This window comes from Calidithermus chliarophilus DSM 9957 (assembly GCF_000430045.1).
GTDB classification, from domain to species: Bacteria; Deinococcota; Deinococci; order Deinococcales; family Thermaceae; genus Calidithermus; species Calidithermus chliarophilus.
This window is the reverse complement of record NZ_KE387026.1, coordinates 87360-112237: the sequence shown is the minus strand read 5'-3', so window position 1 is coordinate 112237 and position 24878 is coordinate 87360. Positions and strand designations below refer to the sequence as shown.

Genomic DNA, 24878 nt, shown 5'->3' with positions numbered 1-24878 from the left:
AGTTGAGACCTATGCACCCAGGGCACGTGAACTTCGGCGCAAAGTTATGCAGCGCCGCTCTTGACAGCCTTCGGCGCGAAGTAGAAGCATAGAGCCAAGGGTTAAATCAGCTCCCGCGAGGGCTCGAACCTTCTTGGTGATTATTCACACAGGAGGTCGTGTGGCGGTTTGCATGGGAGAGAGGCGCTGCGGCTCACAGGCCTTGGCGGCAGGGCGAGAAAACTTGCACCCGCGTGGGGGTTGGCTGCCCTCGCCCACGGTTTTTGGACACTTTGTCCATTGCGTGTGCCGCTCGAGAAGCCCTAGCCTTAGCACAAACCGAACCCTTTAGCTTTGCAGGATCTGGGGCCAACGGCCCCGCAGGAGGCCAGACGTGAACGATCGCCAGATTATCCGGCCTGAGGAGGTGTTGGCGGAGTACTACCCGCCGCTCACCGACCATGAAGCGGTGGTGGAGGCCAACCGCTGCCTCTACTGCTACGACGCGCCCTGTACCCACGCCTGCCCCACCCACATCGACATCCCCAAGTTCATCAAGAAGATCGCCACCGAGAACGTGGTGGGCTCGGCCCGCACCATCCTCGAGGCCAACCTCATGGGCGCGACGTGCGCCCGGGTGTGCCCGGTGCAGGAGCTGTGCGAAGGCGCGTGCGTGCTCAACGCCGAGGAGAAGCCCATCATGATCGGGCGCCTGCAGCGCTACGCCACCGACTACGTGTACAGCCGGGGCATCGACGTGTTCAAGGCAGGGCCCCCCACCGGCAAGAAGGTCGCGGTGATCGGCGCGGGCCCGGCGGGGCTCACCTGCGCGGGGGAGCTCGCCAAGCTGGGGCACAGCGTGACGGTCTTCGAGAAGCGCGAGCTGCCCGGGGGGCTCTCGACCTACGGCATCATCGTGCTGCGCGAGCCGGTGGAGGTGGCGCTGGCCGAGGTGGAGATGGTCAAGCGGCTGGGGGTGGAGGTGAAGACCGGCATGGAGCTGGGAGCCAACCTCTCCTTCGAGCAGATCCGCCGCGAGTACGACGCGGTCTTCCTGAGCGTGGGGCTGGGCGCGGTGCCTGCGCTGGGCATCCCCGGTGAGGAGCACATCGTCGACGGCCTGAGCTACATCGAGGCCAGCAAGATGAACCCGCAGGGCCTCGAGGTGGGCCGCAACGTGGCGGTGATCGGTGCGGGCAACACCGCCATCGACTGCGCCACCGTCGCCAAGCGGCTGGGCGCCGAGCGCGTGACCATGGTCTACCGCCGCACCGACGCCGAGATGACCGCCTATCCCCACGAGTACGAGTTCGCCAAGAAGGAGGGCATCGAGTTCCGCTTCCTCACCCAGCCGGTGCGCGTGATCGTCGAGGGCGGGAAGGTGACGGGGCTCGAGTGCGTGCGGATGGAGCTCGGCGCCCCGGACGCCTCGGGCCGCCCGGCGCCGCGGCCCGTCCCCGGCTCGGAGTTCGTGCTCCCCGCCGACCAGGTGGTCAAGGCCATCGGGCAGGAGAAACCCGCGCTGGCGCAGATGCTGGGGCTGCAGACCGAGAAGGGCTACATCAAGGTCAACGACGACTTCGAGACCAGCCTCTCCGGCGTGTACGCGGGCGGCGACTGCGTGCGGGCGAAGGGCTCGGCCTCGACGGTGATGGCGGTGGAGGACGGCAAGCTCGCGGCCTTCGCCATCCACCGCAAGCTGGTGCCGCTTCGCGCGGCGGCGGATGATTGAGGTGAAAAGGTCAAAAGGGTAAAGGGTGAAAAGTTAAAGACCTGGACTTTACTTTTGACCTTTTACCTTTTCCACTTTTCACCTTCCCTGAAAGGAGCATTTATGGCTGACCTTCGCATCAATTTCGCGGGAATCCGGTCCCCCAACCCCTTCTGGCTGGCCTCGGCGCCGCCGACGAACTCGGGGGCGCAGATCCACAAGGCCTTCGAGTACGGCTGGGGCGGGGCGGTGTGGAAGACCATCGGGGCGCCGGTGCTCAACGTGTCCAACCGCTACGGCGCGTGGCACTACGGCGGGCAGAAGATGCTCGCCATCAACAACGTCGAGCTCATCTCCGACCGGCCCTTGGAGGTCAACCTCCGGGAGATCCGCGACGTCAAGCGCCACTGGCCCGACCGCGCGGTGATCGTTTCGGCCATGGTGGAGTCCACGCCCGAGGCCTGGCGCGACATCGTCCTCAAGATCGAGGACACCGGCGCCGACGGCATCGAGCTCAACTACGGCTGCCCGCACGGCATGAGCGAGCGCGGCATGGGCAGCGCGGTAGGGCAGGTGCCGGAGTACTGCGAGCAGATCACGCGGTGGGTGATGGACGTGGCCAAGATCCCCGTGATCGTCAAGCTCACGCCCAACATCACCAACATCGTCTACCCGGCCCGCGCCGCCGTGAACGCCGGGGCCAACGCGCTCAGCCTCATCAATACCATCAACTCCATCGTGGCCGTGGACTTGGATACGCTCGAGATCACCCCCAACATCGGCGGAAAGGGCGGGCACGGGGGCTACGCGGGCCCGGCGGTCAAGCCCATCGCGCTCAACATGCTCTCGGCCCTGGGCACCGACGAGGTGGTGCGCCGCTCGGGGCTGCCCATCTCGGGCATGGGCGGCATCAGCACCTGGAAGGACGCCGCCGAGTTCTTGCTGCTGGGGGCCAGCAGCCTGCAGGTGTGCACCGCCGTGATGCACTACGGCTACCGCATCATCGAGGACCTCTGCGACGGGCTTTCCAACTGGATGGACTCCAAGGGCTTCAAGAGCGTGGACGAGGTGGTGGGCAAGAGCCTGCACCGCATCTCCGACTTCAAGGACTTCGACCTCGCCTTCCGCGCCGTCGCCCGCATCGACCCCGACAAGTGCATCAAGTGCAACCTCTGCTACGTGGCCTGCAACGACACCGCCCACCAGTGCATCGACCTGGTGGACGCGAACGGGAACCTGGTGCAGCCCTACAGCTACGACGTGCGCTCCAACGGCAAGCTCGAGGCCGTGGGCTCGCGCCCGCAGCCGGTGGTGCGCGAGGAGGACTGCGTGGGCTGCCGGCTGTGCCACAACGTCTGCCCGGTGGAAGGCTGCATCGAGATGGTCGAGGTGCCCTCGGGCCGCGCCAGCGTCACCTGGGACCAGCTCACCAAGGCCCGCCCGGAGGTGGGCTCGGACTGGGAGGCCATGGAGCGGTACCGCAAAGAGGTTGGGATCGACATTCACTAGGTGAAGAAGGTAAAAAGGTGAAAAGTCAAAAAGGGCAAAGGTGAAGAACGCAGGAAATGTCGAAGAAGGTTGAGCGATTCGAGGACTTATTCGTCTGGCAAAAGGCGAGGGAGCTGACCAGAGCCGTGTACGTAGCCACCAGGCAAGCAGCCTTTTCGAAAGACTACGCCCTGAGCGGCCAGGCTCAGCGAGCGGCCGTTTCGGTGATGTCCAATATCGCAGAGGGCTTCGAACGTGGGGGACGAGCCGAGCTTCATCGGTTTCTGAACGTCGCGAAGGCGTCCTGTGCCGAATTGAGGTCGCAACTCTACGTTGCACTCGACGTGGGCTACCTCGAGCCGCCTGCCTTCGACAAGCTGCTCAAACAGGCCGAGGAGGTTTCCAGGCTGATCAGCAGGCTTCAAACTTCGGTACGCGAGCAACGGGATGGCCATAGGGCAAAGGAATAGCATCGAAAGGAGGTCAAAGGTCGGAAGGTGACAGGGTAGCGAACGCGTGCTTTTTACCTTTTCACCTTTTCACCTTTTCACCCGTATGCCTCTACTCATCAAAAACGGCGAAATCGTCACCGCAGACTCACGCTACAAAGCCGACATCTACGTCGAGGACGAGACCATCACCCGCATCGGGCGGGGCCTCGAGGCCCCCCCCGGCACCGAGGTCATCGACGCGACGGGCAAGTACGTCTTTCCCGGCTTCATCGACCCCCACGTGCACATCTACCTGCCCTTCATGGCGACCTTCGCCAAGGACACCCACGAGACCGGCAGCATCGCCGCGCTGGTGGGGGGTACGACCACCTACATCGAGATGTGCTGCCCCTCGCGGGGTGACGACGCGCTCGAGGGCTACCACCTGTGGAAGAGCCGGGCCGAGGGCAACAGCGCCTGCGACTACACCTTCCACATGTCGGTGACGAAGTTCGACGACAAGACCGAGGCCCAGCTCCGCGAGATCGTGGCCGACGGGATCAACTCCTTCAAGATCTTCCTGTCGTACAAGAACTTCTTCGGCGTGGACGACGGGGAGATGTACCAGACGATGAGGCTGGCGAAGGAGCTGGGCGTCATCGTCACCGCGCACTGCGAGAACGCCGAACTGGTGGGGCGCTTGCAGCAGAGCCTGCTGGCCGAGGGCAAGACCGGCCCCGAGTGGCACGAGCCCAGCCGTCCCGAGTCCGTGGAGGCCGAGGGGACGAACCGTTTCGCCACCTTCCTCGAGGCCACCGGCGCCACCGGTTACGTGGTGCACCTCTCCTGCAAGCCCGCGCTCGAGGCGGCCATGGCGGCCAAGGCGCGCGGCGTGCCCATCTACATCGAGTCGGTGATCCCGCACTTCCTGTTGGACAAGACCTACGCCGAGCGGGGCGGGGTGGAGGCCATGAAGTACATCATGTCGCCGCCCCTGCGCGACAAGCGCAACCAGAAGGCCTTGTGGGACGCGCTGGCCCAGGGCTTCATCGACACCGTGGGCACCGACCACTGCCCCTTCGACACCGAGCAGAAGATGCTGGGCAAGGACGCCTTCACCGCCATCCCCAACGGCATCCCCGCCATCGAGGACCGGGTGAACCTGCTCTACACCTACGGCGTGAGCCGGGGCCACCTCGACCTCCACCGCTTCGTGGACGCCGCCAGCACCAAGGCCGCCAAACTCTTCGGGCTCTTCCCCCGCAAGGGCACCATCGCGGTGGGCTCCGACGCCGACCTGGTGGTCTACGACCCCAGCTACCGCGGCACCATCTCGGCCCGCACCCAGCACGTGAACAACGACTACAACGGCTTCGAGGGCTTCGAGATCGACGGGCGTCCCAGCGTGGTGACGGTGCGCGGCAAGGTGCAGGTGCGCGACGGGGCTTTCGTGGGCGAGAAGGGGCGCGGCAAACTCCTGCGGCGCGAGCCGATGTACTTCTGAGGCATATATGAAGCCGTCCCAGTTATTTTTCCTGGCAGGTCTAATCCTTATGGCGGTCGGTGCGATCTCGCTCAGCGACCAGCGGAGTTCCGGGGCGGCGTTCCTGGCCGTCGGGGCGGCATTTATGGCTATCGGGGCGGCCCGGGCCCGGAAAAGGTAGGCCTTGACCCAAAGGCAGGTGGCTATGAACACCCGAAGCATCCTCACTGACCGCAGCGGTGGCCGCGCGGTAGCGCAGGTGAGGTGATGGCGTGATCGCGCCCGAGAAGCTCGCCCTGTTCTTCGCCGCCAGCCTGGCTATCCTGCTGGTGCCCGGCCCGGCGGTGCTCTACATCGTGACCCGCAGCCTCTCGCAGGGGCGCTCAGCGGGCCTCGCCTCGGTGCTGGGCGTCAACCTGGCGGCCCTCACCTACACCCTGGCGGCGGCTTTGGGCCTCACCGCCCTGCTGTTGGCCAGCGCCCTGGCCTTCAACCTGGTGAAGTGGGCGGGGGCGGCCTATCTGGTGTACCTGGGGGTGCGGCAACTGACGTCCGGGGGCGAGGCGGGGGTGGTCGAGCCGAAGCGCGAGAGCTTGGGCCGCATCTTCGCGCAGGGCTACGTGGTCAACCTGCTCAACCCCAAGATGGCCTTTTTCACCTTCGCCTTCCTGCCGCAGTTCGTGGACCCTGCCCACGGCAGCGTGGCGGTGCAGATCCTGCTGTTGGGCGGCCTGTTCGCCTTGATGGCCGTGCTCTCCGACGGCTCATACGCCCTGCTGGCCGGCAGCCTGGGCTCCTGGTTCCGCCGCAACCCGCGCTTCGTGGCGAGGCAGAAGTACGTCACCGGCAGCGTGTACATCGGGTTAGGCGTGGCCGCGGCGCTGACCGGCGGGGGGGTAGAGTAAACGCCAAACCTCAGAGGTGCCTGTGACCCAATCCCAGACCAACCCCCACCCAACCCCCAGCGCCGCCAGTCTGGTGTCGGTGAAGGACGTCTCGATGGTGTTCCCCACCGGCACCGTGGCTCTGCAGAACGCGAGCCTCGAGATCGCCGCGGGCGAGTTCATCTCGCTCATCGGGCCCTCGGGCTGCGGCAAGACCACCCTGCTGCGCCTGCTGGCCGACCTGATCCAGCCCACCTCCGGCAGCATCCGCGTCGGCGGCAAGACCCCGGAGGAGGCGCGCAAGAGCCGGGCCTACGGCTACGTCTTCCAGGCCCCTACCCTCATGGAGTGGCGCACCGTGCTGCAGAACGTGATGCTGCCGCTGGAGGTGATGGGCGTGCCCAAGGCCGAGCACAAACCCCGCGCCGAGCGCATGCTGGCGCTGGTGGGGCTGGAGAAGTTCGCCCGCCACTACCCCTGGCAGCTCTCGGGCGGGATGCAGCAGCGGGTGAGCATCGCCCGCGCGCTGGCCTTCGACCCGCAGCTCCTGTTCATGGACGAGCCCTTCGGCGCGCTCGACGAGATCACGCGGGAGAACCTCAACCTCGAGCTCTTGCGGCTGTGGCGCGAGACCGGCAAGACCATCATCTTCGTCACCCACTCCATCCCCGAGGCGGTGTTCCTCTCCACGCGCATCGTGGTCATGACCCCGCGCCCCGGCAAGATCGAGACCGTGATCCCGGTGGACCTGCCGCAGCCGCGCAACTTCGAGACCCGCGAGACCACCCGCTTCTTCGAGATCGCCACCCAGGTGCGCGAGGCCTTGCGCAAGGGGCACGGCTTTGACGTGCAGGAGTAGGCATGGACCTCGTCATCAAGGACGCACGCCTCACCGGCCGCGAGGGGCTGGTGGACATCGGCCTCGAGGGCGGGCGCATCGCCGCGCTCGAGGCCGGCCTGCGCGGGGGGGAGGAGATCTCGGCCGAGGGCAACCTGGTGAGCCCCAGCTTCTACGAGATCCACATCCACCTCGACGCCATCCTCACCGAGGGCGACCCCCGGCCCAACCGCTCGGGCTCGCTGTGGGAGGGCATCGCCATCTGGGCCGAGCGGGTCAAGCGGCTCAGCCGCGAGGACGTGCGCGCGCGGGTGCTCAAGGCGCTGCCGTGGTTCGTGGCCCACGGCGTCACCCACATCCGCACCCACGTCGACGTGTGCGACCCCAGCCTCACCGCGCTCAAGGCCCTGCTCGAGATCAAGGCCGAGGTGGCCGGGCTCATCGACGTCCAGATCGTGGCCTTCCCGCAGTTGGGGATGTTCTCCTTCGAGGGCGGCGACGCGCTGGTGCGGCAGGCCCTCGAGCTCGGCGCCGACGTGATCGGGGGGATCCCGCACTACGAGATCACCCGCGAGTACGGCGTGCAGAACGTGAAGTTCGCGCTCTCGCTCGCCCACGAGACCGGCTTGCCCGTCGACATCCACTGCGACGAGACCGACGACGACCACTCCCGCTTCCTCGAGACCATGGCGGCCGAGACGCTGCGCCTGAGGCTGTCGGGCCGGGTGGCGGCCTCGCACACCACCGCCATGCACTCCTACAACAACGCCTACGCCGACAAGATCATCGGCAACGTGCGGCGGGCCGGGCTGCACGTCATCTGTAACCCGCCCGACAACGCCGTGCTGCAGGGGCGCTTCGACCACTACCCCATCCGGCGCGGCCTCACGCGGGTCAAGGAGCTGCTGGCCGCCGGGGTCAACGTGGCCGCCGGGCACGACTCGGTGATGGACCCCTGGTACCCCATGGGCAAGGGCGACCCCCTGCACACCGCCTTCGTGCTGCTGCACTACGGGCTGATGTCGGGGCGCGAGGACCGCGAGCAGCTTTTCCCCATGCTCACCTCTCGTCCCGCTGCCATCTGGCACAACCGGCTGGTGCGGGGCGGGGAGGGCCTGGAGGGGCACGCCGTCGCGGTGGGTAACCCCGCCGACCTGGTGGTCTGGCCGGTCCCCACCGAGGACGACGCGCTGCGCACCCTGCCCATGCGCCGCTACGTGCTCAAGCGCGGCAAGGTGGTGGCCGAGACCCGGCCCGAGGTCTCCTACGTGCAGGGCGAGGCGGTCCGGTTCCTGAGGTGAGGCATGGCCAGGGTCGTACATCCCCCCCGCAACGCTCCCCCTCTGTGGAAGAACGAGGGCGTGCGCTGGCTGGTGTTCGCCGTGGTGGCCCTGAGCCTGTGGGAAGTAGGGGCGCGGCTGTACAACTCGCCCTTCCTCCTGCCCGGGCCCTCGCGCATCCTCGAGGAGTTCCTCAAGACCCCGGCCCTGGTGCTCGCGCACGCCTGGATCACCACGCAGGAGATCGTGCTGGGCTTCCTGCTGGGCGCCCTGGTCGCGCACCTGGCCGCGCTGCTCTTGATCGTGCTGCCGGAGTGGCTCGAGGACTTCATCTTCCGCGCCGTCTCCACGCTCAACTCCATCCCCTTCGTGGCGCTGGCGAGCCTGGTGGTGGTGTGGCTAGGGGTGGGCGGCATCGGCTCGAAGGTGGCGATCGCGGCGCTGTACGCCTTCTTCGCGCTGGTCTACTTCGTGCACAAGGGGATGGTCTCCACCGACGCGACCAAGGAGGAGCTGCTCACCTCCTACAGCGCGAGCTTCGTGCAGCGGGTGCGCTACCTGAAGCTGCCCTTCGCGCTGCCCATCATCTTCACCAGCCTCAAGGGGGCGGCGATGGCGGCGGTGAACGGGGCCATCGTGGGCGAGCTGTTCGGGGCTTTTCAGGGTTTGGGGTTCATGATCCTCGACTCGCGCTACGTGGGCAACACCGCGCGGGTCTTCCTGGCAGCGGTGTTCTGCACGGTGGTGGGCTGGCTCTTGCTGGGGGTGCTCACGGCGCTCGAGCGGCGCTTCGTGGGATGGCACCTCGAGATGACCAGGAAGGGTTGAAGCAGCTTATGGGCTTATTTAGGAGGAGGTCGGCATGAGGAAGACGGCGGCATTCGCGGTGCTGGCATCGGGGCTACTGGCGGGGGGGCTTTTGGGCACGGCCCAGGGCAACCTGACCAAGGCCACCATCATCGAGTCGTGGTTCATCCACGCCGAGTCCATCGGCGACCCCGTGGCCGTGGACAAGGGCTTCTACAAGGAGGCGGGCCTGGACGTGACGGTGGTGCCGGGCGGCCCCGGGCTCTCGCCCATCGACCGGGTGATGGCCGAGGCCAAGGCGGGCAAGCTGGTGCTGGGCATCGACTACCCCTACAACCTGCTCGAGGCCCGCCAGAAGCAGAAGCTGCCGCTGGTGATCGTGGCCGCCGACTTCCAGGAGTCGGCCATGCGCATCCTCTCCTGGCAGCCCATCGCCAAGCCCGCCGACATCAAGGGCACCTTCGCGACCTGGATCGGCTACGACAAGCCCATCAAGGCCGTGGTGGGCAAGGGCTGGGAGAAGCAGTTGCAGGTCGTCAACCAGCAGGGCGACCCCGCCACGCTGGGCGGCTGGCTCGCCAAGCAGTACCCCTTCGCCTCAGCCATGATCTACAACGAGGTCATGGTGGCGCAGAAGCAGGCGAAGGAGAAGTACTACGTCTACAGCTACAAGGACTTCGGCGTGGACTGGCCGGAGAACGTGCTCTTCACCACCGAGGACGTGCTGAAGAAGTACCCGGGCGAGGTCAGGAAGTTCGTCCAGGCCCGCTACAAGGGTTTCCGCTACGCGCTGGACAACCCGCAGGAGGCCGGGAAGATCCTGGCGAAGTACAACCCCAACCTCGACATCCCCTTCGAGCTCGCGGGCCTCGAGCAGATCAGGAAGATCATGGTCACGCCCGACACCCAGAAGAACGGGCTCGGCTACGTCAACACCGCCAAGCTGCAGAAGATGGCCCAGCAGCTCCAGGCCGCCGGCCTGCTCGACAGCGCCTCGCTCGCCGGCTTCGTCAGCGCCATCCCCAGCGGGGTGAAATAAGGCCCTATGCTCTCCCGCCTGCGCTCGCCCAACCTCGTCCCCATGCTCGCAGTGGCCCTGGTCATCGCGGCGCTGTACTACCCGCTGATGCTCCTCGCCAACGTCCCGGTGGCCCAGCGGGCGCTCGACAGCGGCGCGGCGCTGCCGTGCGGCTCGGCGCTGGAGTGCGCCACCCAACTGCGCAGCCCCGTGCTGCCCTCGCCGCAGCAGCTGTGGACCGGCTTCGCCAACCTGCTCTTCCCGCTGGGCTCGCCCAACGCCATCCCGCGCAACGCGGCGGTGACGGCGCTCGAGACCCTGGTGGGGCTGGCCCTGGCGGCGGTGGTGGGGTTCTTCTTCGCCATCGGGATCGTGGCCTCGAGGGCCTTCGAGCGCTCGCTGCTGCCGTGGATCGTGGCCTCGCAGACCGTGCCCATCATCGCCATCGCGCCCATGCTGGTGGTGCTGTTGGGCCAGTACGGGGTGCAGGGCTGGATCCCCAAGGCCATCATCGCGGCCTACATCGCCTTTTTCCCCATCGCCATCGGCGTGGCTAAGGGCCTGCGCAGCCCCGACCCGCTCTCCCTCGACCTGATGAAGACCTACAACGCCAGCAGTTGGCAGACCTACCTCAAGCTGCGCTTCCCGGCCTCGCTGCCCTACCTCTTCACCGCCTTCAAGGTGGCGATGACCGCCGCCCTGATCGGGGCCATCGTGGCCGAGATCTCCACCATCAGCTTCCAGGGCATCGGCAAGATGCTCGCCGAGAACTCCCGCGCCTCCGACGTGGTGGCGACCTGGGTCATCATGATCGCCTCGGCGGTGCTGGGCATCTTGCTGGTGGCGCTGGTGGGGTGGCTCGAGAAGGTGGTGACGCCGTGGAAGCGCTGAAGGTGGGGCGCCCGTCGCCCGCGGCCCGCCCCCTGCCCTGGCTCGGCGTCGCGGCGGTGGGGCTGGGCTTCGCCCTGCTGGCGCTGTTCATCTGGAGCTGGTGGGACCGCAGCGACCTCGCGGGGACGGGCCAGAAGCTGCTGATCCTGGCGGGCTTCGCGGCGGCGGCTTACGGGGTGGCCCGGGTCGCCAACTTCCTCGCCGCCGTCCGCACCGGCCCGCTCGTCGGCTTCATCCCGGCCGGGCTCACCCTGGCCCTGGTGCTCCTGACGGTCGAGGCCCTGCTGCGGGCGTACCAGGTGCCCGCGGGCCTGATCCCCACGCCCACGCGGGTCTTCGCCACGCTGTGGGCCGTGCGCGACGTGCTGTTGCAGGACGCCTACCAGACGGTGGTGCTCGAGGCCTTCACCGGCTACCTCGTCGGCTGCGGCCTGGGCGTGGCGACCGCGCTGCTGGTGAGCCGCTTCGTGTTCCTCGAGCGCGGCTTCTTGCCCTACGCCACCGCCTTCTCGAGCATCCCCATCGTGGCGCTGGCCCCGGTGCTGGTGAAGATGATGGGGCTGGAGTGGCCCTCCAAGGCCGCCATCGTCGCCATCACGGTGTTCTTCCCGGTGGTGGTCAACACCTTCCGCGGCCTCACCGAGGTCAGCCCGCTCTCCCTCGACCTCATGCGCTCCTACGCGGCGGGCGAGGCCCAGCAGTACCGCTGGCTGCGCGTCCCCAACGCCCTGCCCTTCATCTTCAACGCCCTCAAGCTCGGCACCACCCTGGCCATGATCGGCTCCATCGTGGGCGAGTTCTTCGGTGCCAACGGGCAGGGGCTGGGCTTCCGCATCCAGATCGAGGCCGGGCGCTTCGGCTTCGACATCGTGTGGTCGGCCATCATCGTGGCCTCGGTCATCGGCATCGCCTGGTACGGCCTGGTGGCCTGGCTCGAGCGCCGGCTCACCGGCTGGCACGTCTCGTTCAGGGAGTAGCTCGTGGCCGCTAGCCGCTAGCCAATAGCGCGAGGGGTTTTTTAGCTATAAGCTATCGGCTGTAAGCCATCGGCAATCCAGGAGGTGAATCTCGGAGGAGCAGGTTATTTCGGGGTTTTTGAGGCCACTATCGTCGTGCAGTTCGTGCAGGAGGTCAGAGGATGAGGAAGTGGACGGTTGTATTGGCAGTGCTGGCAATGGCGACGGCGTCGCTGGGCACGGCCCAGCAGAACCTGATCAAGGTCAACCTGCAGCTCAAGTGGTTCCCCCAGGCGCAGTTCGCCGGCTTCTTCGTGGCGAAGGAGCGGGGTTTCTTCCGCGCCCAGGGCCTCGACGTGACCCTGTTGCCCGCGGGCGACCAGTCGCCCATCCAGGTCGTGCAGTCGGGCGCCGCCGACTTCGGCACCACCTGGATCGCCGACCTGCTCGTCGCGCGTGAGCGCGGCATCCCCGTGGTGCACCTGGCCCAGATCTTCCAGCGCTCGGGCTTCACGCTGGTGGCGCTGAAGTCCACGGGCATCAAGGACCTGTGCAAGGACCTCAAGGGCAAGAGCGTGGGCGTGTGGCCCTCGGGCAACGAGTACCCGGCGGTGGCGCTGTTCCGCAAGTGCGGCCTCACCTCCTCCCTCGACCCCCGCGCCGCCAACCCCGACGTCAAGGCGGTGAGCTACCCCTTCGACCCCTCGCTGGTCTTCCCGGACAAGGTGCAACTGGTCTCGGCCATGACCTACAACGAGGTCAACCAGATCGCGGGGCTGGGCTACGACGAGAGCAAGGTGGACGTGTTCAAGCTCGCCGACGAGGGCATCAACCTGCTCGAGGACCTCATCTTCACCACCGAGCGCGTGCTCAACGAGCGCAACTTCAAGGGCTCGGGGCTCACCGGCCGCCAGGTCGCCGCCCGGCTGATCCGCGCCTCGCTGCAGGGCTGGGACTGGGCGGTGAAGAACCAGGCCGAGACGGTGGAGAAGTACGTGCTGCCCTTCTGCGGCAACACCTGTAAGGGCTCGGGCTCCCGCGCCGACGCCAAGGGCCACCAGACCTGGCAGATGGCCGAGATCGCCAAGCTCTACAACGCCGGGGCCACCACCAAGGGCTGGGCCGGCTTCCTGGCCCCTGCCGACTTCCAGGCCTCGGTCAAGCTGCTGCGCGACCAGGGCATCCTCACCAAGGACCCGCCCCGCCAGGCCGTCGACTACGGCCCCTGGGAAGAGGCCACCGGCAAGAAGGCCGCCGACTACAAGTAAGCCAGCGGACGATCCCCAGGATCGTCCCTAGTCCAACCGCGAACGTAGGGGCGAACCTCGAGGTTCGCCCCCCTTTTTCGGAGGAGTGATGCTCGAGCCCGAACGCACCATCGCCGAACTCAAGGAACTCCGCGCGCTCACCGGCGACGAGAACGGGGCCCAGCGGGTGGCCTGGACCGACACCTGGCTCAAGGCCCGCGAGTGGTTCCGCTCCAAGCTCGAGGGATTGCCGGTGGAGTTCCACCAGGACGCCGCCGGCAACAACTGGGTCACGCTGCGCGGGGAGAGCGAGAAAGCCCTGCTGATGGGCGGGCACCTCGACAGCGTGCCGGGTGGCGGCTGGCTCGACGGCTGCCTCAACGTGATGGCGGGCCTCGAGGTGCTGCGCCGCATCGCCGCGGAGTACGGCGGCAGGCCCCCCGTCACCGTGCGCCTGGTGGACTGGGCCGACGAGGAGGGGGCCCGCTTCGGGCGCAGCCTGCTGGGCTCGTCGGCCTTCGCCGGCACCCACACCATCGAGGCCGACCGGGGCCGCACCGACAAGGGTGGGGTGCGGCTGGAGGACGCGCTGCGGCGCTGCGGCGTGGACATCGAGCGCTTCCCCGAGGCGGCGAAGGAGCAGCAGAACGCGGCGGCCTACCTCGAGCTGCACATCGAGCAGGGCCCGGTGCTGGAAAGGCTGGGGCTGCCGCTGGGCGTGGTGCTGGGCACCAAGGGCGTCGAGCGCCACCAGATCACCTTCCACGGCCAGGAGGCCCACTCCGGCTCCACCCCCATGACCGCGCGGCGCGACGCGCTGGCGGCGGCGGCCAAGCTGGCCCTCGAGATCCGCCCCATCGCCATGAAGCACCCCGACGCGGTGTGCACGATGGGCTCGGTCAAGACCTTCCCCGGCATCGTCACGGCGGTGGTGGGGCGCTGCGAGTGCACCCTCGACCAGCGCGACCTCGACGCGGGCGTGCTGGCCCAGATGTACCGCGAAGCCCGCGAGGCCAGCGAGCGCTTCGCCCGCGAGGAGAACTGCACCGTGGAGTGGAGCCGCATCTGGAACATCGAGCCCATCCCCTTCCACCCCACCCTCATCGAGTTCTGCGACGAGGCCATCCGCGAGGTGGCGGGCGTGTCCCACCGCCTGCCCAGCGGCCCCCTCCACGACGCGGCGGAGGTGGCCCGCGCCGGCATCCCCACCGTGATGATGTTCACCCAGTCCCTCTACGGCATCAGCCACAACAAGATCGAGGACACCAAGGAGGAGCACCTCGAGCTCGCCGTGCGGGCTTTCGACAGGCTCGCCAGCAAGACCCTGCGCTGGATTCTCGAGCAGGGCTAGCTTCCAGCTTCCCAAGCCGCTGCGCCGCCAGGGGTTGCGGGGCTCGGGATATGCTGCTATCGTAATACCTGTTACGTTTACTGCGTAAGCGAACAGGGGGTCGTCATGGTAAAAGCGCCCGACTCAGGCCTGCTCGAGGCCCTGCTGGACTCGTGGGACCGCAGCAACACCATCCTGCTCAACCTGCTCCACGCGCTGCCGGAGGGCGGGATGGACGCCCGGCCGATGGAGGGCAGCCCTTCCGTCGCGTTCACCTTCTCCCACCTCCACCAGGCCCGGCTCTTCTGGCTCTCCCATACCGCCCCCGAGTTCGCCCGAAGCCTGTCCTCGCTGTTCCGCCGGGAGGGGGAGGAGCGGCTGCCCGAGCGCGACCCCGGCCGCATCGAGGAGGCCCTGAAGCACAGCGCTAGAGCCGTCGGCGAAGCGGTGAAAGACCGCCTGCACAGCGGCCAGCCCATGAAAGGCGAGCACGCCAGTTACGACCATCCCCTCCTGCTCCTCCAGCACATGCTCTGGCACGAGGGTTATCACTTCGGCCAGATCAAGCTGGCGCTCAAGGCGATGGGCTACGTGATGAGCGAGGAGGAGGAGGAAAAGCTGGTCTGGGGCGTGTGGCGGCAGGAGGCGTGGTGAGGCCGGGGGGAGGGGGTGAGCCGGTGGGCCTGGAGTTCAGCGGCGAGATTTGGGAGTGGCGCGGCCCCGCCCCCTTCTACTTCGTCACCGTCCCCCAGGAGCAGAGCCAGGCCATCAAGGGCGCCGAGCGGTTTTTGACCTACGGCTGGGGCATGATCCCCGTGAACGTCCGCGTGGGAAAGACCGAGTGGAAGACCTCGTTGTGGCCTAAGGACGGCCGGTACGTCCTCCCGCTGAAAGACCGGGTTCGCAAGGCGGAGGGCCTCGAGGCGGGGCAGAGGGTCAGGGTGCGGCTCGAGGCCGGCCCCTGACGCCCCTGCGTCGGGGTATCGTAGCGCCATGCCTTCGCGCTGGCACGACCGAACCCGTTCCCTCACCCTGGCCCTGGTCCAGCAACCCAGCGTCACCGACACCCCGGGCGAGCGCGACTTCGCCCCTTTCCTGCGCGACCTGCTGGCGAAGCACCCCTACTTCCAGGCCAGCCCCCACGACCTCTGGCTCGAGCGCACCCAGGGCGACCCTCGCGAGCGCTACAACCTCTTCGCCCTGGTGCGCGGATCGGGCGCCCGGACGGTGGTGCTGGCCGGGCACTACGACGTGGTGAGCACCGCCAACTACACAGAGCTCGAGCCCTGGGCCTGCGACCCCGAGGCCCTGCTGCCGCGCCTGCGGGAGTGGCTGGCGGCCAACGCCCGCTCCGAGAGCGACCGCAAGGCGCTGGAGGACCTGAGCGGCGGCGAGTTCCTCCCCGGCCGGGGCGTGCTCGACATGAAGAGCGGGATCGCGGCGGGGTTGGCGGTGCTGCTCGAGCACGCCGAGGACCCCGGGCGCGTGGGCAACCTCCTGCTCGTCGCCACCCCGGACGAGGAGAACAGCTCCCACGGCATGCGCTCGGCGGCGGCGCGGCTGCGCGAGCTGGCGGAGGGGGGCCTGGAATTGGTGGCCGCCCTCAACCTCGACGCCACCAACGACGCGGGGGACGGCACCTTGGGCCGTGCGGCCTACCTGGGCAGCGTGGGAAAGCTGCTGCCCAGCGTGCTGGTGATCGGGCGCGAGACCCACGCCGCCTACCCGCTCGACGGGCTGGGCGCCGCCTACCTCGCCGCCGCCATCACCTACCGCCTCGAGGCCCACCCCGACCTGGCCGACGAGGCCGAAGGCGAGGTGGCCCCGCCCCCGGTGTGCCTGCAGCACCTCGACCTCAAGACCCACTACGACGTGACCACGCCGGGCCGGGCCTGGTGCGTCTACAACCAGCTCTCGGCCCGGCGCAGCCCGCTCGAGGTGCTCGAGCTGTGGCGGCGGCTGGTGCAGGAGGCCGTGGAGGGGGCGCTCGAGGAGTGGTCCCGGCGGCAGCGGGTCTTGCTCGAGCGGGCCGCCGCCCTGGGCCACCCGCTGCCTGCGGGGCCGGTCTGGCAGGTGGGGGTGTACACCTTCGCCGAGGTGCTGCAGGCGGCACGGGAACATAGCGGGGAAGGGGTCGTCGAACGCCTGGCCGCCCTCCGCGACGAGCTCTTCGCCCAGGGCGGCGCGACCCCCACCCAGATCAGCCGCCGGCTGTGCGAGTGGGCCTGGGACCACAGCGGCCTGACCGGCCCTGCGGTGGTGCTGGCCTTCGGCTCGCTGCACTACCCCATCGCCGCGCTCGAGCCCGCCGACCCCGCCCACCGGCTACTGCGGCGGGTGGTGGAGGAGGAGGCCGGGCGCATGGCGCGGGAGACCGGGCTGGGCTTCAGCGTGCGCCCCTTCTTCACCGGCATCTCCGACCTGAGCTTCCTCGCCAGCGCCGACAGCGCCGAGGGCGTGGCGGCCATGCAGGCCAACACCCCGGCCTTCGGGCCCGTCTGGCGCTTCGACTTCGCAGGTGCCCTGCGCCTTCCCGCCGTCAACATCGGCCCCTGGGGGCGCGACTTCCACCAGTTCACCGAGCGGCTGCACGCGCCCTACGCCTTCGAGCACCTGCCCGAGCTGCTGTGGCGGGTGAGCCGCCGCCTGCTGGCGGGGGGTTGAGCCCCCTTTGCCGTAGACTCGAGTGTCGCCCGACCATGAGCCTGCCCACCCTGCGCCAGATCCTCGAGCTGCCCGCCTTCGCCGGGGCCGAACTGCTCTCCGGCCACTCCCGCCTCGACCAGATCGTCACCTGGGTCCACGTCGCGGAGGTCATGGACGCCTGGCGCTTTTTGTCGGGGGGCGAGCTGATCCTGAGCACGGGCCTCGAGCTCGCCCGCGCCACGCCCGAGGCCCAGGTCGCCTACCTGCGCGCGCTGGCCCAGGCCGGGGCGCACGGGCTGGCCCTCGAGCTCGTCCAGTGGATGCAGGAGGTGCCCGCCGAGCTCTTGCAGACCGCGCGGCTGCTCGAGTTCCCCATCCTGGCCTTCCGCTCAGAGGTGCGCTTCGCCGACCTCACCCGCGCCGCCCACGAGCGCATCCTGCGCCCCCACGGCCCCAAGGCCGAGGAGCCCCTGCTCCAGGCCCTTCTCGACGCCCTGATCGAGACCGGCCGCAGCCAGGGCTTCCTCCAGCGCCAGCTCGGGCCCATCCTCTCCCTGCCCAGCCGCCCGCGCTCGACGCTGCTCTCCACGCTCGAAGCCCTGCTCGCCTCGCAGTTCAACATCGCCGAGGCCGCACGCCGGCTCGGGGTGCGGCGGCAGAGCATCTACTACCGCCTCGAGCAGCTCCAGGGCATGCTGGGCGACCTCGACAGCACCGAACGCCGGCTGGGGCTGTGGGTGGCGCTCGAGCTGCTCAAGCGGTAGGGGTAGCGTAATACCAGATTCGGTTAGTTCGTCACCGAACGGTGACGGACTAACCCGACCGAAGGGATACGCTTTCTTCGCCGACCGTCAGGGAGGGGTGTGCTCTAGGATTCAAAAAGATAGCCTCCGGGCTCTTCGGATCGGATGATTATCTTTTTGAATCCGGTATAAAACAAACCCGTGAGCAAGGAGCAGGTGCTCGAGCAGGCCCTGGACTTGGACTACAAAGACCGTGCTGACCTGGCCCGGTGGCTGCTTGACAGCTTGGAAGACCTCAGCCCCGAGGAGTACGAGCGGGCTTGGCTCGAGGTGGCGGTCCGCCGGGCTGAAGAACTTCGCAGCGGCAAGGCGAAGGGAATTCCGGTCGAGGAAGTCCTGCGCGATGCCGAGTCACGGCTCGGCTGAGGTTTTTCATCCTGAGGCTCGGCTCGAGTTCATCCAAGCCCCCGAACACTACCGGAACCTTTCGCCAGGACTGGGACAGAAGTTCGTCGCCGCTTTCCGGGAGCTTCTGGCGGGCATCCACCTGTCCCCGAAGCCGCGCCCGAGATCCACCCGGTGGGGATTCGGCGCGTGCAGATGAAGAAGTTTCCCTACAACGTGGTATATCTACCCGACCCCAATGCGGTATTCATCATCTGGCTTCGCCGGCGGGTTGAGCCAGGCCGGGAGTAGAAAGCTCAGCTTCGGCTAGCCCTGGCCGCCGCTGCCCGACTTCCACATCCACCGGCCCCACAAGCCCTGCATCGCCACCTCCTCGGGCAGCTTCAGGCCCGCCTGCTTGAGGGCCAGGGCGACGGAGCCCCGGTGGTGCGACTCGTGCGAGATGAGGTAGCCCATGAAGCGCACCGGGTTGCCCTCGAAGTTGCGCACCTTGGCCTCGCCCCCCAGGGCTTGCTCGAGGAAGGCCCGCACCTCTTCCCCCGACCGCGCTATGCCTTCCCGCACGTTCTCGGGCAGCTCGAGGGTGCGGCGGCTGGGGAACTTGCCCGTGCGGTGGTACTGCACCCAGCCCAGCCGCACCGAGACGGTGTGGTTGAACTGCTCGAGCACCGTGCGCCCCCGCGACTTCAGCGGCACGGCCTCGAAGCCGGCGGGGGAGATGGCGTCGAAGAGGGCGAGGTGGATGCCGTTGTGGACCTCCCAGGTCGTCAGGACGTGGCGGATCAGGGGCTCGCCGTTTTGCATGAGACATAATATGCCCTCCTAATTTCGCTGGGCAAGCACCCCGGCTTTTACACACTGTCCATTGCGTCCCCTCGCCTCCCGGGACTACCATTGGGGGAACAAAGGCACAGGAGGTCCTTATGGAACGTCCCTCGTCGGAAGTCATCCAGGAGAACCGCGACTACACCCTCTTCTCCTGGTCGGTGCAGAGCACCTCGAACCCCATCCACATGACGCACGCCCAGGGGGTTTGGTTCTGGGACGGCGACGGCAACAAGTGGCTCGACTTCAGCTCGCAGCTCATCAACATCAACGTGGGGCACCAGCACCCTAAGGTGCTCGAGGCCATCAAGAAGCAGGTCGATGAGCTCTGCTTCGCCGGGCCCTCCTTCGCCACCGAGCCGCGCGGGAAGCTCGGCAAGAAGCTGGCCGAGGTCACGGGCCTCGCCAAGAGCTTCTTCACGCTGGGCGGGGCCGAGGCCAACGAGAACGCCATGAAGATGGCCCGGCTCTTCACCGGGCGCGACAAGATCATCACCCGCTACCGCTCCTACCACGGCGCGACCATGGGCTCCATGACCGCCTCCGGCGACCCCCGCCGCTGGCCGGTGGAGCCGGGCATCCCCGGTATCGTGCGGGTCTTCGACCCCTACTGCTACCGCTGCCCCTTCGGCAAGACCCCCGACTCTTGCCGCCGCGAGTGCGTGAGCCACATCGAAGAGGTCATCCAGATGGAGGGCCCGCACACCATCGCGGCGATCCTGGTGGAGGGCATCACCGGCTCCAACGGGCTCTTGGTCCCCCCCGACGACTACTACCCCAAGCTGCGGGCGCTGTGCGACAAGTACGGCATCCTGCTCATCACCGACGAGGTGATGTCGGGCTTCGGGCGCACCGGCAAGTGGCTCTCCACCCAGCACTACGGCGTCAAGCCCGACATCGTGACCTGCGCCAAGGGCCTCACCAGCGGCTACATGCCTTTGGGCGCCGTGATCGTGAGCCAGGAAATCGCCGACTACTTCGAGAAGAACATGCTCTGGGGCGGCCTGACCTACAGCGGCCACCCGGTGAGCTGCGCCGCCGCCGTCGCCAACCTCTCGGTCTACGAGGAGGAGCACCTCTTCGAGAACACCGAGGTGCAGGGGCGCTACCTCGCCGAGCGCCTCGAGGCCATGAAGCGCAAGTACGCCTGCGTGGGCGACGTGCGCTACAAGGGGCTGTTTAGCGTGCTCGAGCTCGTGCGCGACAAGGCCACCAAGGAGCCCCTGGCCCCCTTCAACGGCACCAGCCCCGAGATGCAGAAGCTGGCGGGGCACGTCAAGTCCAAGCACGTCTACGCCTTCAGCCGCTTCAACATGCTGTGGGTCTGCCCGCCCCTGGTGATCAACCAGGAGGAGCTCGAGCACGGCCTCAGCGTCATCGAGGAGGGCCTGGCGCTCGTGGATCAGATGCTGGGGACGCCCGTAGCGGCCGATTGAGCGGCCGGACAACCCTCCAGGACGGCGTTATACCGGCTTCACAAAGATACTCTTCAAATCCGTCAGAGGTAAATCTTTGTGAAGCCCAGGGCACTCCCTTCGGTCGGGGTGGATAGCCTCCGATCGGAGGCTATCCACCCAAACCTGGTATTACCGGGGACATTCCTCCCCGGTATTTTCGTCACACTCGCCTCGTTGGAGCGTGACTATGGCGATCGAGTGGAACACGAGCTATGAAACCGGCGAACCCCGCATCGACGAGCAGCACCGCAACCTCGTCGGCTACGTCAACCGCCTCGAGCGCCTGCTCGAGTCCACCCCGCCCGGCAGCCCCGCGGACCGCGAAGAGGTGGACAACCTCTTGGTGTTCTTGGAGAGCTACGTCAACACCCACTTCGCCTACGAGGAGCTGTGCATGACGCTGCGGGGCTGCCCCATCGCCCGCAAGAACAAGGAGGCGCACGACCGCTTCCTGGCGCTCTACGCCGACTTCACCCAGCAGCACAAAGCGCGCGGAGGGGCCAGCGTCGAGATGCTGCGCGAACTGCACGGGACGCTGAAAAACTGGCTGGTGGGGCACATCTGCAACATCGACGTGCAATTGCGAGGCCGTACCCCCGTCGGCGCGGCCTGATACCGGATTCAAAAAGATCATCATCCGATCCGAAGAGCCCCGGAGGCTATCTTTTTGAATCCCAGAGCCCTCCCTTCGGCCCTTTCAGCCCGCCGCCGTTCGGGGACGAACTAACCGAATCGGGTATGAGGGCATCCAGTCCCGTGAGAAAGCGCCCGGCCGGCCGGCCGGGCGTTCGTCTAGACACATTGTCCATTGCACCGCCCCACCCCGGGTTCTACCATGAGGCAACTCGAGCACCCACCAACCCTACCTTCACCCACAAGCCTGAGCATCCAGGAGGTCGAAATGGCAGTCAGAGAACCTGAGGTCGGCATCAAGCGCGTGTCGCATTGGATCGGCGGGAAAGTCGTGGAGGGGAACTCCGGGCGCAGCGGGGTGGTGTGGAACCCGGCCACCGGGGCCCAGCAGGCCGCCGTGGACTTCGCCAGCGTGGAGGAGGTGGACCACGCCGTCGCCGTTGCCCGGGAGGCCTTCAAGAGCTGGCGGCAAACCCCCCTCTCGCGGCGCGCCGAGATCATGTTCAAGTTCCGCGAGCTCATCGACGCCAACCGCAAGAAGATCGCCGAGCTCATCACCCTCGAGCACGGCAAGACCCTCCCCGACGCCCTGGGCGAGGTGGCCCGCGGCCTGGAGAACGTCGAGTTCGCCTGCGGCATCCCCAACCTGCTCAAGGGCGGCTACTCCGAACAGGCTAGCCGCGGCATCGACGTGTACCAGATCCGCCAGCCCCTGGGCGTGGTGGCGGGCATCACCCCCTTCAACTTCCCCGCGATGGTGCCGATGTGGATGTTCGCCAACGCCATCGCCTGCGGCAACACCTTCGTGCTCAAGCCCTCCGAGAAGGACCCCTCGGCCAGCATGTACCTCGCCGAGTTGCTCAAGGAAGCGGGCCTGCCCGACGGCGTGTTCAACGTGGTGCACGGGGACAAAGTGGCCGTGGACCGGCTCCTGGAGCACCCCGACGTCAAGGCCGTGAGCTTCGTGGGCTCGACCCCCATCGCCAAGTACATCTACGAGACCGGCACCAAGAACGGCAAGCGCGTGCAGGCGCTGGGCGGGGCGAAGAACCACATGGTCGTGCTCCCCGACGCCGACGTCAACATGGCCGCCGACGCCGCCGTCTCGGCCGCCTACGGCTCGGCGGGCGAGCGCTGCATGGCGATCTCGGTCGTGGTGGCGGTGGGCGACGTGGCCGACCCCCTGATCGAGGCCATCAAGGAGCGCATGCCCAAGATCAAGGTGGGGCCGGGGCTCGAGGAGGGCAACGAGATGGGCCCCCTCATCTCCAAGGAGCACCGCGACAAGGTGGCCTCCTACGTGGAGAACGCCCCCAAGGAGGGCGCGACGGTGGTGGTGGACGGCCGCCAGGACGCGGTGAGCCAGCGTGAAGGCTTCTTCCTGGGCACCTCGCTCCTCGACAACGTGCAGCCGGGCATGAAGTGCTACGACGACGAGATCTTCGGCCCGGTGCTGGGCGTGGTGCGGGTCAAGACCTACGAGGAGGCCCTCAAGCTCGTCAACGAGCACCCCTACGGCAACGGCACCGCCATCTTCACCCGCGACGGCGGCGCGGCCCGCCAGTTCCAGTTCGACGTGGAGGCGGGCATGGTGGGCATCAACGTGCCCATCCCCGTCCCCGTGGCCTACTACAGCTTCGGCGGCTGGAAGGCCAGCCTCTTCGGCGACCTGCACATGTACGGCCCCGAGGGCGTGCAGTTCTACACCCGCGCCAAGGTGGTCACCAGCCGCTGGCCCGACCCCAGCACCTCCAAGGTGGACCTGGGCTTCCCGCAGGTGCGGTAGGGCTCGAGGCCCCGCCAGACCCTCCCTTCTTGGGGAGGGTCTATGTTATTGGTTTGAGTGAGGTACGACCCGGACGAACGTCATCGGCGCCCGATCGGGTTGCAACTACCTGCGAGCACGTCCTCAACAACCCCGCCAATTGGGAAACGGACGAGGAGAACCCCGGCAAGCCTCGACCGGTTTATCCCCGGGGACACCCTTCCTTATGACGGGAGCTTAAAATAGCCGCGTGGGCTCCCTCGACTATCTGTTCGAGAACAACCGCCGCTGGGCGGCGCAGATCCGGCAGCAGGACCCGGAGTTCTTCCTCAAGCTCTCGAGGCAACAAAACCCCGAGTACCTCTGGATCGGCTGCTCGGACAGCCGGGTCCCCGCCAACGAGATCGTCGGCCTGCTGCCCGGGGAGCTCTTCGTGCACCGCAACGTCGCCAACGTGGTGGTGTACAGCGACCTCAACTGCCTGTCGGTGATGCAGTACGCCGTGGACGTGCTCAAGGTGCGCCACATCATCGTGTGCGGGCACTACGGCTGCGGCGGGGTGCGGGCGGCGCTGCTGGGGATGCGCCTGGGCCTGGTCGATAACTGGCTGGGGCACGTGCAGGACGTATTCCAGAAGCACCGCGAGCTGGTGCTGGCGCTCCCGAGTGAGGCCGAGCAGGTCGACCGGTTGTGCGAGCTCAACGTGATCGAGCAGGTCGCGCACGTCTGCCGCACCACGATCATCCAGGACGCCTGGGCCCGGGACCAGCGGGTGACCGTGCACGGCTGGATCTACGGCCTCTCGGACGGGCACCTGCGCACCCTGCGCGTCGGGGTCAGCCACCCCGGCGACCTCGAGCCCACCTACCACCGGGCGATCGCCAACCTGGGCGTGCGGGCTTTGCCCAACGCCTGAGCCGAAGGGTATCCTGGCCGCGTGTATTCGCTGGTCAAACCCTTGCTCTTCCGGCAGGACCCCGAGGCCGTTCACGACCGGGTGATGCGGTGGCTGGCCTGGAGCGGCCAGCGCCCGGCGGCGCTCGGCCTGATCTCGGCCTGCTGCGCGGTGCGGGACCGGCGGCTCGAGGTCGAGTGCCTGGGCCTGAGGTTCCCCAACCCCGTCGGCCTGGCGGCCGGGCTCGACAAGAACGCCCGGGCCGTGCCCGTCTGGCCCGCGCTGGGCTTCGGCTTCGCGGAGATCGGCAGCGTGACCGCGCTGCCCCAGCCCGGCAACGACAAGCCCCGCCTCTTCCGCCTCCCCCAGGACCAGGCCCTCATCAACCGCATGGGGTTCAACAACGAGGGGGCCGAAGCGGTGGCGCAGCGGCTGGCGGCGCTGTCCCAGCAAGGGGGCTCGCTCAGGGCTCCGCTGGGGATCAACCTGGGCAAGTCCAAGGTGACGCCGCTCGAGCAGGCCCCCCAGGACTACCTGCAGAGCCTGGGCAAGCTCTGGCCCTACGGCGACTACTTCGTCATCAACGTCAGCTCGCCCAACACCCCGGGCCTGCGGGCGCTGCAAGAGGGCGAGCGGCTGGAGGAACTGCTGGCGGCGGTGGGGGGTTTCGCCAAGGCCCAGCCGCAGGCCAAGCCCGTCCTGCTCAAGATCGCCCCCGACCTCACCTGGGCCCAAATTGACGAGATTTTGGAACTGGTGGACCGCTACCCCGTCGCCGGGCTGATCGCCACCAACACCACCGTCGGCCGCGAGGGGCTCAGGTCGGCCACCCTCGAGAGCGGCGGGCTGTCGGGGAGGCCGCTGGCGGCCCGCTCGCTCGAGGTGCTCAAGTACCTGACCCAGGAGCTCAAGGTGCGCATCCCCGTGATCTCGGTCGGCGGCATCTTCACCGCCGAGGACGTGCTCGAGCGGCTGCGGGCCGGGGCCAGCCTGGTGCAGGTCTACACCGGCTTCATCTACGAGGGCCCGATGCTGCCGCGCCGGATCAACCGGGGGCTGCTGGCCTACCTCGAGCGGGAGGGGCTCGAGCGCGTCCAGGACCTCATCGTCAAGAGGTAGGGCACCCCCAGGGGTGCCCCTACCACCGGCGTCTCGCGTTTTGCGCC

Annotated in this window: 24 protein-coding genes; 23 read left to right on the top strand and 1 reads right to left on the bottom strand. The window is 67.7% G+C overall.

Translation table 11 applies throughout. The features are described from left to right. Positions 1-373: 373 nt before the first annotated feature. From MEICH_RS0116770 to MEICH_RS0116680, 18 genes are all read left to right on the top strand, one after another. Positions 374-1711, top strand: coding sequence for an NAD(P)-dependent oxidoreductase (locus MEICH_RS0116770; RefSeq protein WP_027893556.1), 1338 nt, complete (start codon positions 374-376; stop codon positions 1709-1711). A gap of 102 nt (positions 1712-1813) precedes the next feature. Next, a complete protein-coding gene (preA, locus tag MEICH_RS0116765; protein ID WP_027893555.1) occupies positions 1814-3199 on the top strand; it encodes an NAD-dependent dihydropyrimidine dehydrogenase subunit PreA in 1386 nt (461 codons plus the stop codon). Positions 3200-3255: 56 nt separating this feature from the next. Then, on the top strand, positions 3256-3648 hold the full coding sequence (locus MEICH_RS0116760) for a four helix bundle protein (RefSeq protein ID WP_027893554.1): 393 nt from the start codon (positions 3256-3258) through the stop codon (positions 3646-3648). 85 nt (positions 3649-3733) lie between these two features. Further along, the gene (gene hydA, locus MEICH_RS0116755; RefSeq protein ID WP_027893553.1) at positions 3734-5113 is read left to right on the top strand and encodes a dihydropyrimidinase; all 1380 of its coding nucleotides are present in this window, start codon (positions 3734-3736) and stop codon (positions 5111-5113) included. Positions 5114-5364: 251 nt separating this feature from the next. After that, a complete protein-coding gene (locus MEICH_RS0116745; protein ID WP_027893552.1) occupies positions 5365-5997 on the top strand; it encodes a LysE family translocator in 633 nt (210 codons plus the stop codon). A gap of 16 nt (positions 5998-6013) precedes the next feature. Next, complete coding sequence (locus MEICH_RS0116740; RefSeq protein WP_157202870.1) at positions 6014-6835, top strand: ABC transporter ATP-binding protein; 822 nt, start codon at positions 6014-6016, stop codon at positions 6833-6835. Positions 6836-6837: 2 nt separating this feature from the next. Further along, a complete protein-coding gene (locus tag MEICH_RS0116735) occupies positions 6838-8115 on the top strand; it encodes a cytosine deaminase (RefSeq protein WP_027893550.1) in 1278 nt (425 codons plus the stop codon). Positions 8116-8118: 3 nt separating this feature from the next. Further along, positions 8119-8922: an ABC transporter permease gene (locus tag MEICH_RS0116730; protein WP_027893549.1), complete on the top strand. Its 804-nt coding sequence runs from the start codon at positions 8119-8121 to the stop codon at positions 8920-8922. A 34-nt stretch (positions 8923-8956) separates the two neighbouring features. Then, on the top strand, positions 8957-9940 hold the full coding sequence (locus MEICH_RS0116725) for an ABC transporter substrate-binding protein (protein ID WP_036219605.1): 984 nt from the start codon (positions 8957-8959) through the stop codon (positions 9938-9940). A 6-nt stretch (positions 9941-9946) separates the two neighbouring features. Then, entirely contained in the window at positions 9947-10810 is an 864-nt protein-coding gene (locus tag MEICH_RS0116720) for an ABC transporter permease (protein ID WP_036219603.1), read from the top strand. Beyond that, positions 10798-11787: an ABC transporter permease gene (locus MEICH_RS0116715; protein ID WP_027893546.1), complete on the top strand. Its 990-nt coding sequence runs from the start codon at positions 10798-10800 to the stop codon at positions 11785-11787. The genes MEICH_RS0116720 and MEICH_RS0116715 overlap by 13 nt, the downstream gene beginning before the upstream one ends. A gap of 161 nt (positions 11788-11948) precedes the next feature. After that, on the top strand, positions 11949-13034 hold the full coding sequence (locus MEICH_RS0116710; RefSeq protein ID WP_027893545.1) for an ABC transporter substrate-binding protein: 1086 nt from the start codon (positions 11949-11951) through the stop codon (positions 13032-13034). A gap of 88 nt (positions 13035-13122) precedes the next feature. Beyond that, entirely contained in the window at positions 13123-14364 is a 1242-nt protein-coding gene (locus MEICH_RS0116705) for a hydantoinase/carbamoylase family amidase (RefSeq protein ID WP_036219602.1), read from the top strand. A 105-nt stretch (positions 14365-14469) separates the two neighbouring features. After that, positions 14470-14997 carry a DinB family protein gene (locus MEICH_RS0116700; protein WP_027893543.1) on the top strand — a complete coding sequence of 176 codons (528 nt, stop codon included), beginning with the start codon at positions 14470-14472 and terminating at the stop codon, positions 14995-14997. Then, the gene (locus tag MEICH_RS0116695; RefSeq protein ID WP_245587698.1) at positions 14994-15308 is read left to right on the top strand and encodes a DUF1905 domain-containing protein; all 315 of its coding nucleotides are present in this window, start codon (positions 14994-14996) and stop codon (positions 15306-15308) included. The genes MEICH_RS0116700 and MEICH_RS0116695 overlap by 4 nt, the downstream gene beginning before the upstream one ends. Positions 15309-15336: 28 nt before the next feature. Beyond that, complete coding sequence (locus MEICH_RS0116690; protein ID WP_027893541.1) at positions 15337-17007, top strand: M20/M25/M40 family metallo-hydrolase; 1671 nt, start codon at positions 15337-15339, stop codon at positions 17005-17007. 35 nt (positions 17008-17042) lie between these two features. Continuing rightward, positions 17043-17753 (top strand): PucR family transcriptional regulator, encoded by a 711-nt coding sequence (locus MEICH_RS0116685; protein ID WP_027893540.1) that lies wholly within the window; start codon positions 17043-17045, stop codon positions 17751-17753. 180 nt (positions 17754-17933) lie between these two features. Beyond that, the gene (locus MEICH_RS0116680; protein WP_027893539.1) at positions 17934-18158 is read left to right on the top strand and encodes an addiction module protein; all 225 of its coding nucleotides are present in this window, start codon (positions 17934-17936) and stop codon (positions 18156-18158) included. 285 nt (positions 18159-18443) lie between these two features. Here MEICH_RS0116680 and MEICH_RS0116675 read toward each other — a convergent pair whose 3' ends face one another. Continuing rightward, a complete protein-coding gene (locus MEICH_RS0116675; protein WP_027893538.1) occupies positions 18444-18941 on the bottom strand; it encodes a DinB family protein in 498 nt (165 codons plus the stop codon). Positions 18942-19060: 119 nt separating this feature from the next. Between MEICH_RS0116675 and MEICH_RS0116670 the strand changes: the two genes are divergently transcribed. The 5 genes from MEICH_RS0116670 to MEICH_RS0116650 all read left to right on the top strand — a co-directional run bounded on the left by MEICH_RS0116670 (position 19061) and on the right by MEICH_RS0116650 (position 24831). Further along, the gene (locus MEICH_RS0116670; protein ID WP_027893537.1) at positions 19061-20398 is read left to right on the top strand and encodes an aminotransferase class III-fold pyridoxal phosphate-dependent enzyme; all 1338 of its coding nucleotides are present in this window, start codon (positions 19061-19063) and stop codon (positions 20396-20398) included. A gap of 208 nt (positions 20399-20606) precedes the next feature. Beyond that, positions 20607-21032: a bacteriohemerythrin gene (locus MEICH_RS0116665; protein ID WP_027893536.1), complete on the top strand. Its 426-nt coding sequence runs from the start codon at positions 20607-20609 to the stop codon at positions 21030-21032. Positions 21033-21320: 288 nt separating this feature from the next. Next, complete coding sequence (locus MEICH_RS0116660; protein WP_027893535.1) at positions 21321-22838, top strand: CoA-acylating methylmalonate-semialdehyde dehydrogenase; 1518 nt, start codon at positions 21321-21323, stop codon at positions 22836-22838. A gap of 229 nt (positions 22839-23067) precedes the next feature. Beyond that, positions 23068-23733, top strand: a complete 666-nt coding sequence (gene can / locus MEICH_RS0116655) for a carbonate dehydratase (RefSeq protein WP_027893534.1) — start codon at positions 23068-23070, stop codon at positions 23731-23733. A 21-nt stretch (positions 23734-23754) separates the two neighbouring features. Further along, positions 23755-24831 carry a quinone-dependent dihydroorotate dehydrogenase gene (locus MEICH_RS0116650; protein ID WP_027893533.1) on the top strand — a complete coding sequence of 359 codons (1077 nt, stop codon included), beginning with the start codon at positions 23755-23757 and terminating at the stop codon, positions 24829-24831. Positions 24832-24878 lie beyond the last annotated feature (47 nt).

Bases quoted from the DNA above. Each gene is read 5' to 3' on its own strand.
- preA (WP_027893555.1), top strand. From the start codon at position 1,814: ATGGCTGACCTTCGCATCAATTTCGCGGGAATCCGGTCCCCCAACCCC.
- MEICH_RS0116760 (WP_027893554.1), top strand. From the start codon at position 3,256: ATGTCGAAGAAGGTTGAGCGATTCGAGGACTTATTCGTCTGGCAAAAG.
- hydA (WP_027893553.1), top strand. From the start codon at position 3,734: ATGCCTCTACTCATCAAAAACGGCGAAATCGTCACCGCAGACTCACGC.
- MEICH_RS0116735 (WP_027893550.1), top strand. From the start codon at position 6,838: ATGGACCTCGTCATCAAGGACGCACGCCTCACCGGCCGCGAGGGGCTG.
- MEICH_RS0116730 (WP_027893549.1), top strand. From the start codon at position 8,119: ATGGCCAGGGTCGTACATCCCCCCCGCAACGCTCCCCCTCTGTGGAAG.
- MEICH_RS0116725 (WP_036219605.1), top strand. From the start codon at position 8,957: ATGAGGAAGACGGCGGCATTCGCGGTGCTGGCATCGGGGCTACTGGCG.
- MEICH_RS0116720 (WP_036219603.1), top strand. From the start codon at position 9,947: ATGCTCTCCCGCCTGCGCTCGCCCAACCTCGTCCCCATGCTCGCAGTG.
- MEICH_RS0116710 (WP_027893545.1), top strand. From the start codon at position 11,949: ATGAGGAAGTGGACGGTTGTATTGGCAGTGCTGGCAATGGCGACGGCG.
- MEICH_RS0116705 (WP_036219602.1), top strand. From the start codon at position 13,123: ATGCTCGAGCCCGAACGCACCATCGCCGAACTCAAGGAACTCCGCGCG.
- MEICH_RS0116700 (WP_027893543.1), top strand. From the start codon at position 14,470: ATGGTAAAAGCGCCCGACTCAGGCCTGCTCGAGGCCCTGCTGGACTCG.
- MEICH_RS0116690 (WP_027893541.1), top strand. From the start codon at position 15,337: ATGCCTTCGCGCTGGCACGACCGAACCCGTTCCCTCACCCTGGCCCTG.
- MEICH_RS0116685 (WP_027893540.1), top strand. From the start codon at position 17,043: ATGAGCCTGCCCACCCTGCGCCAGATCCTCGAGCTGCCCGCCTTCGCC.
- MEICH_RS0116675 (WP_027893538.1), bottom strand. From the start codon at position 18,941: ATGCAAAACGGCGAGCCCCTGATCCGCCACGTCCTGACGACCTGGGAG.
- MEICH_RS0116670 (WP_027893537.1), top strand. From the start codon at position 19,061: ATGGAACGTCCCTCGTCGGAAGTCATCCAGGAGAACCGCGACTACACC.
- MEICH_RS0116665 (WP_027893536.1), top strand. From the start codon at position 20,607: ATGGCGATCGAGTGGAACACGAGCTATGAAACCGGCGAACCCCGCATC.
- MEICH_RS0116660 (WP_027893535.1), top strand. From the start codon at position 21,321: ATGGCAGTCAGAGAACCTGAGGTCGGCATCAAGCGCGTGTCGCATTGG.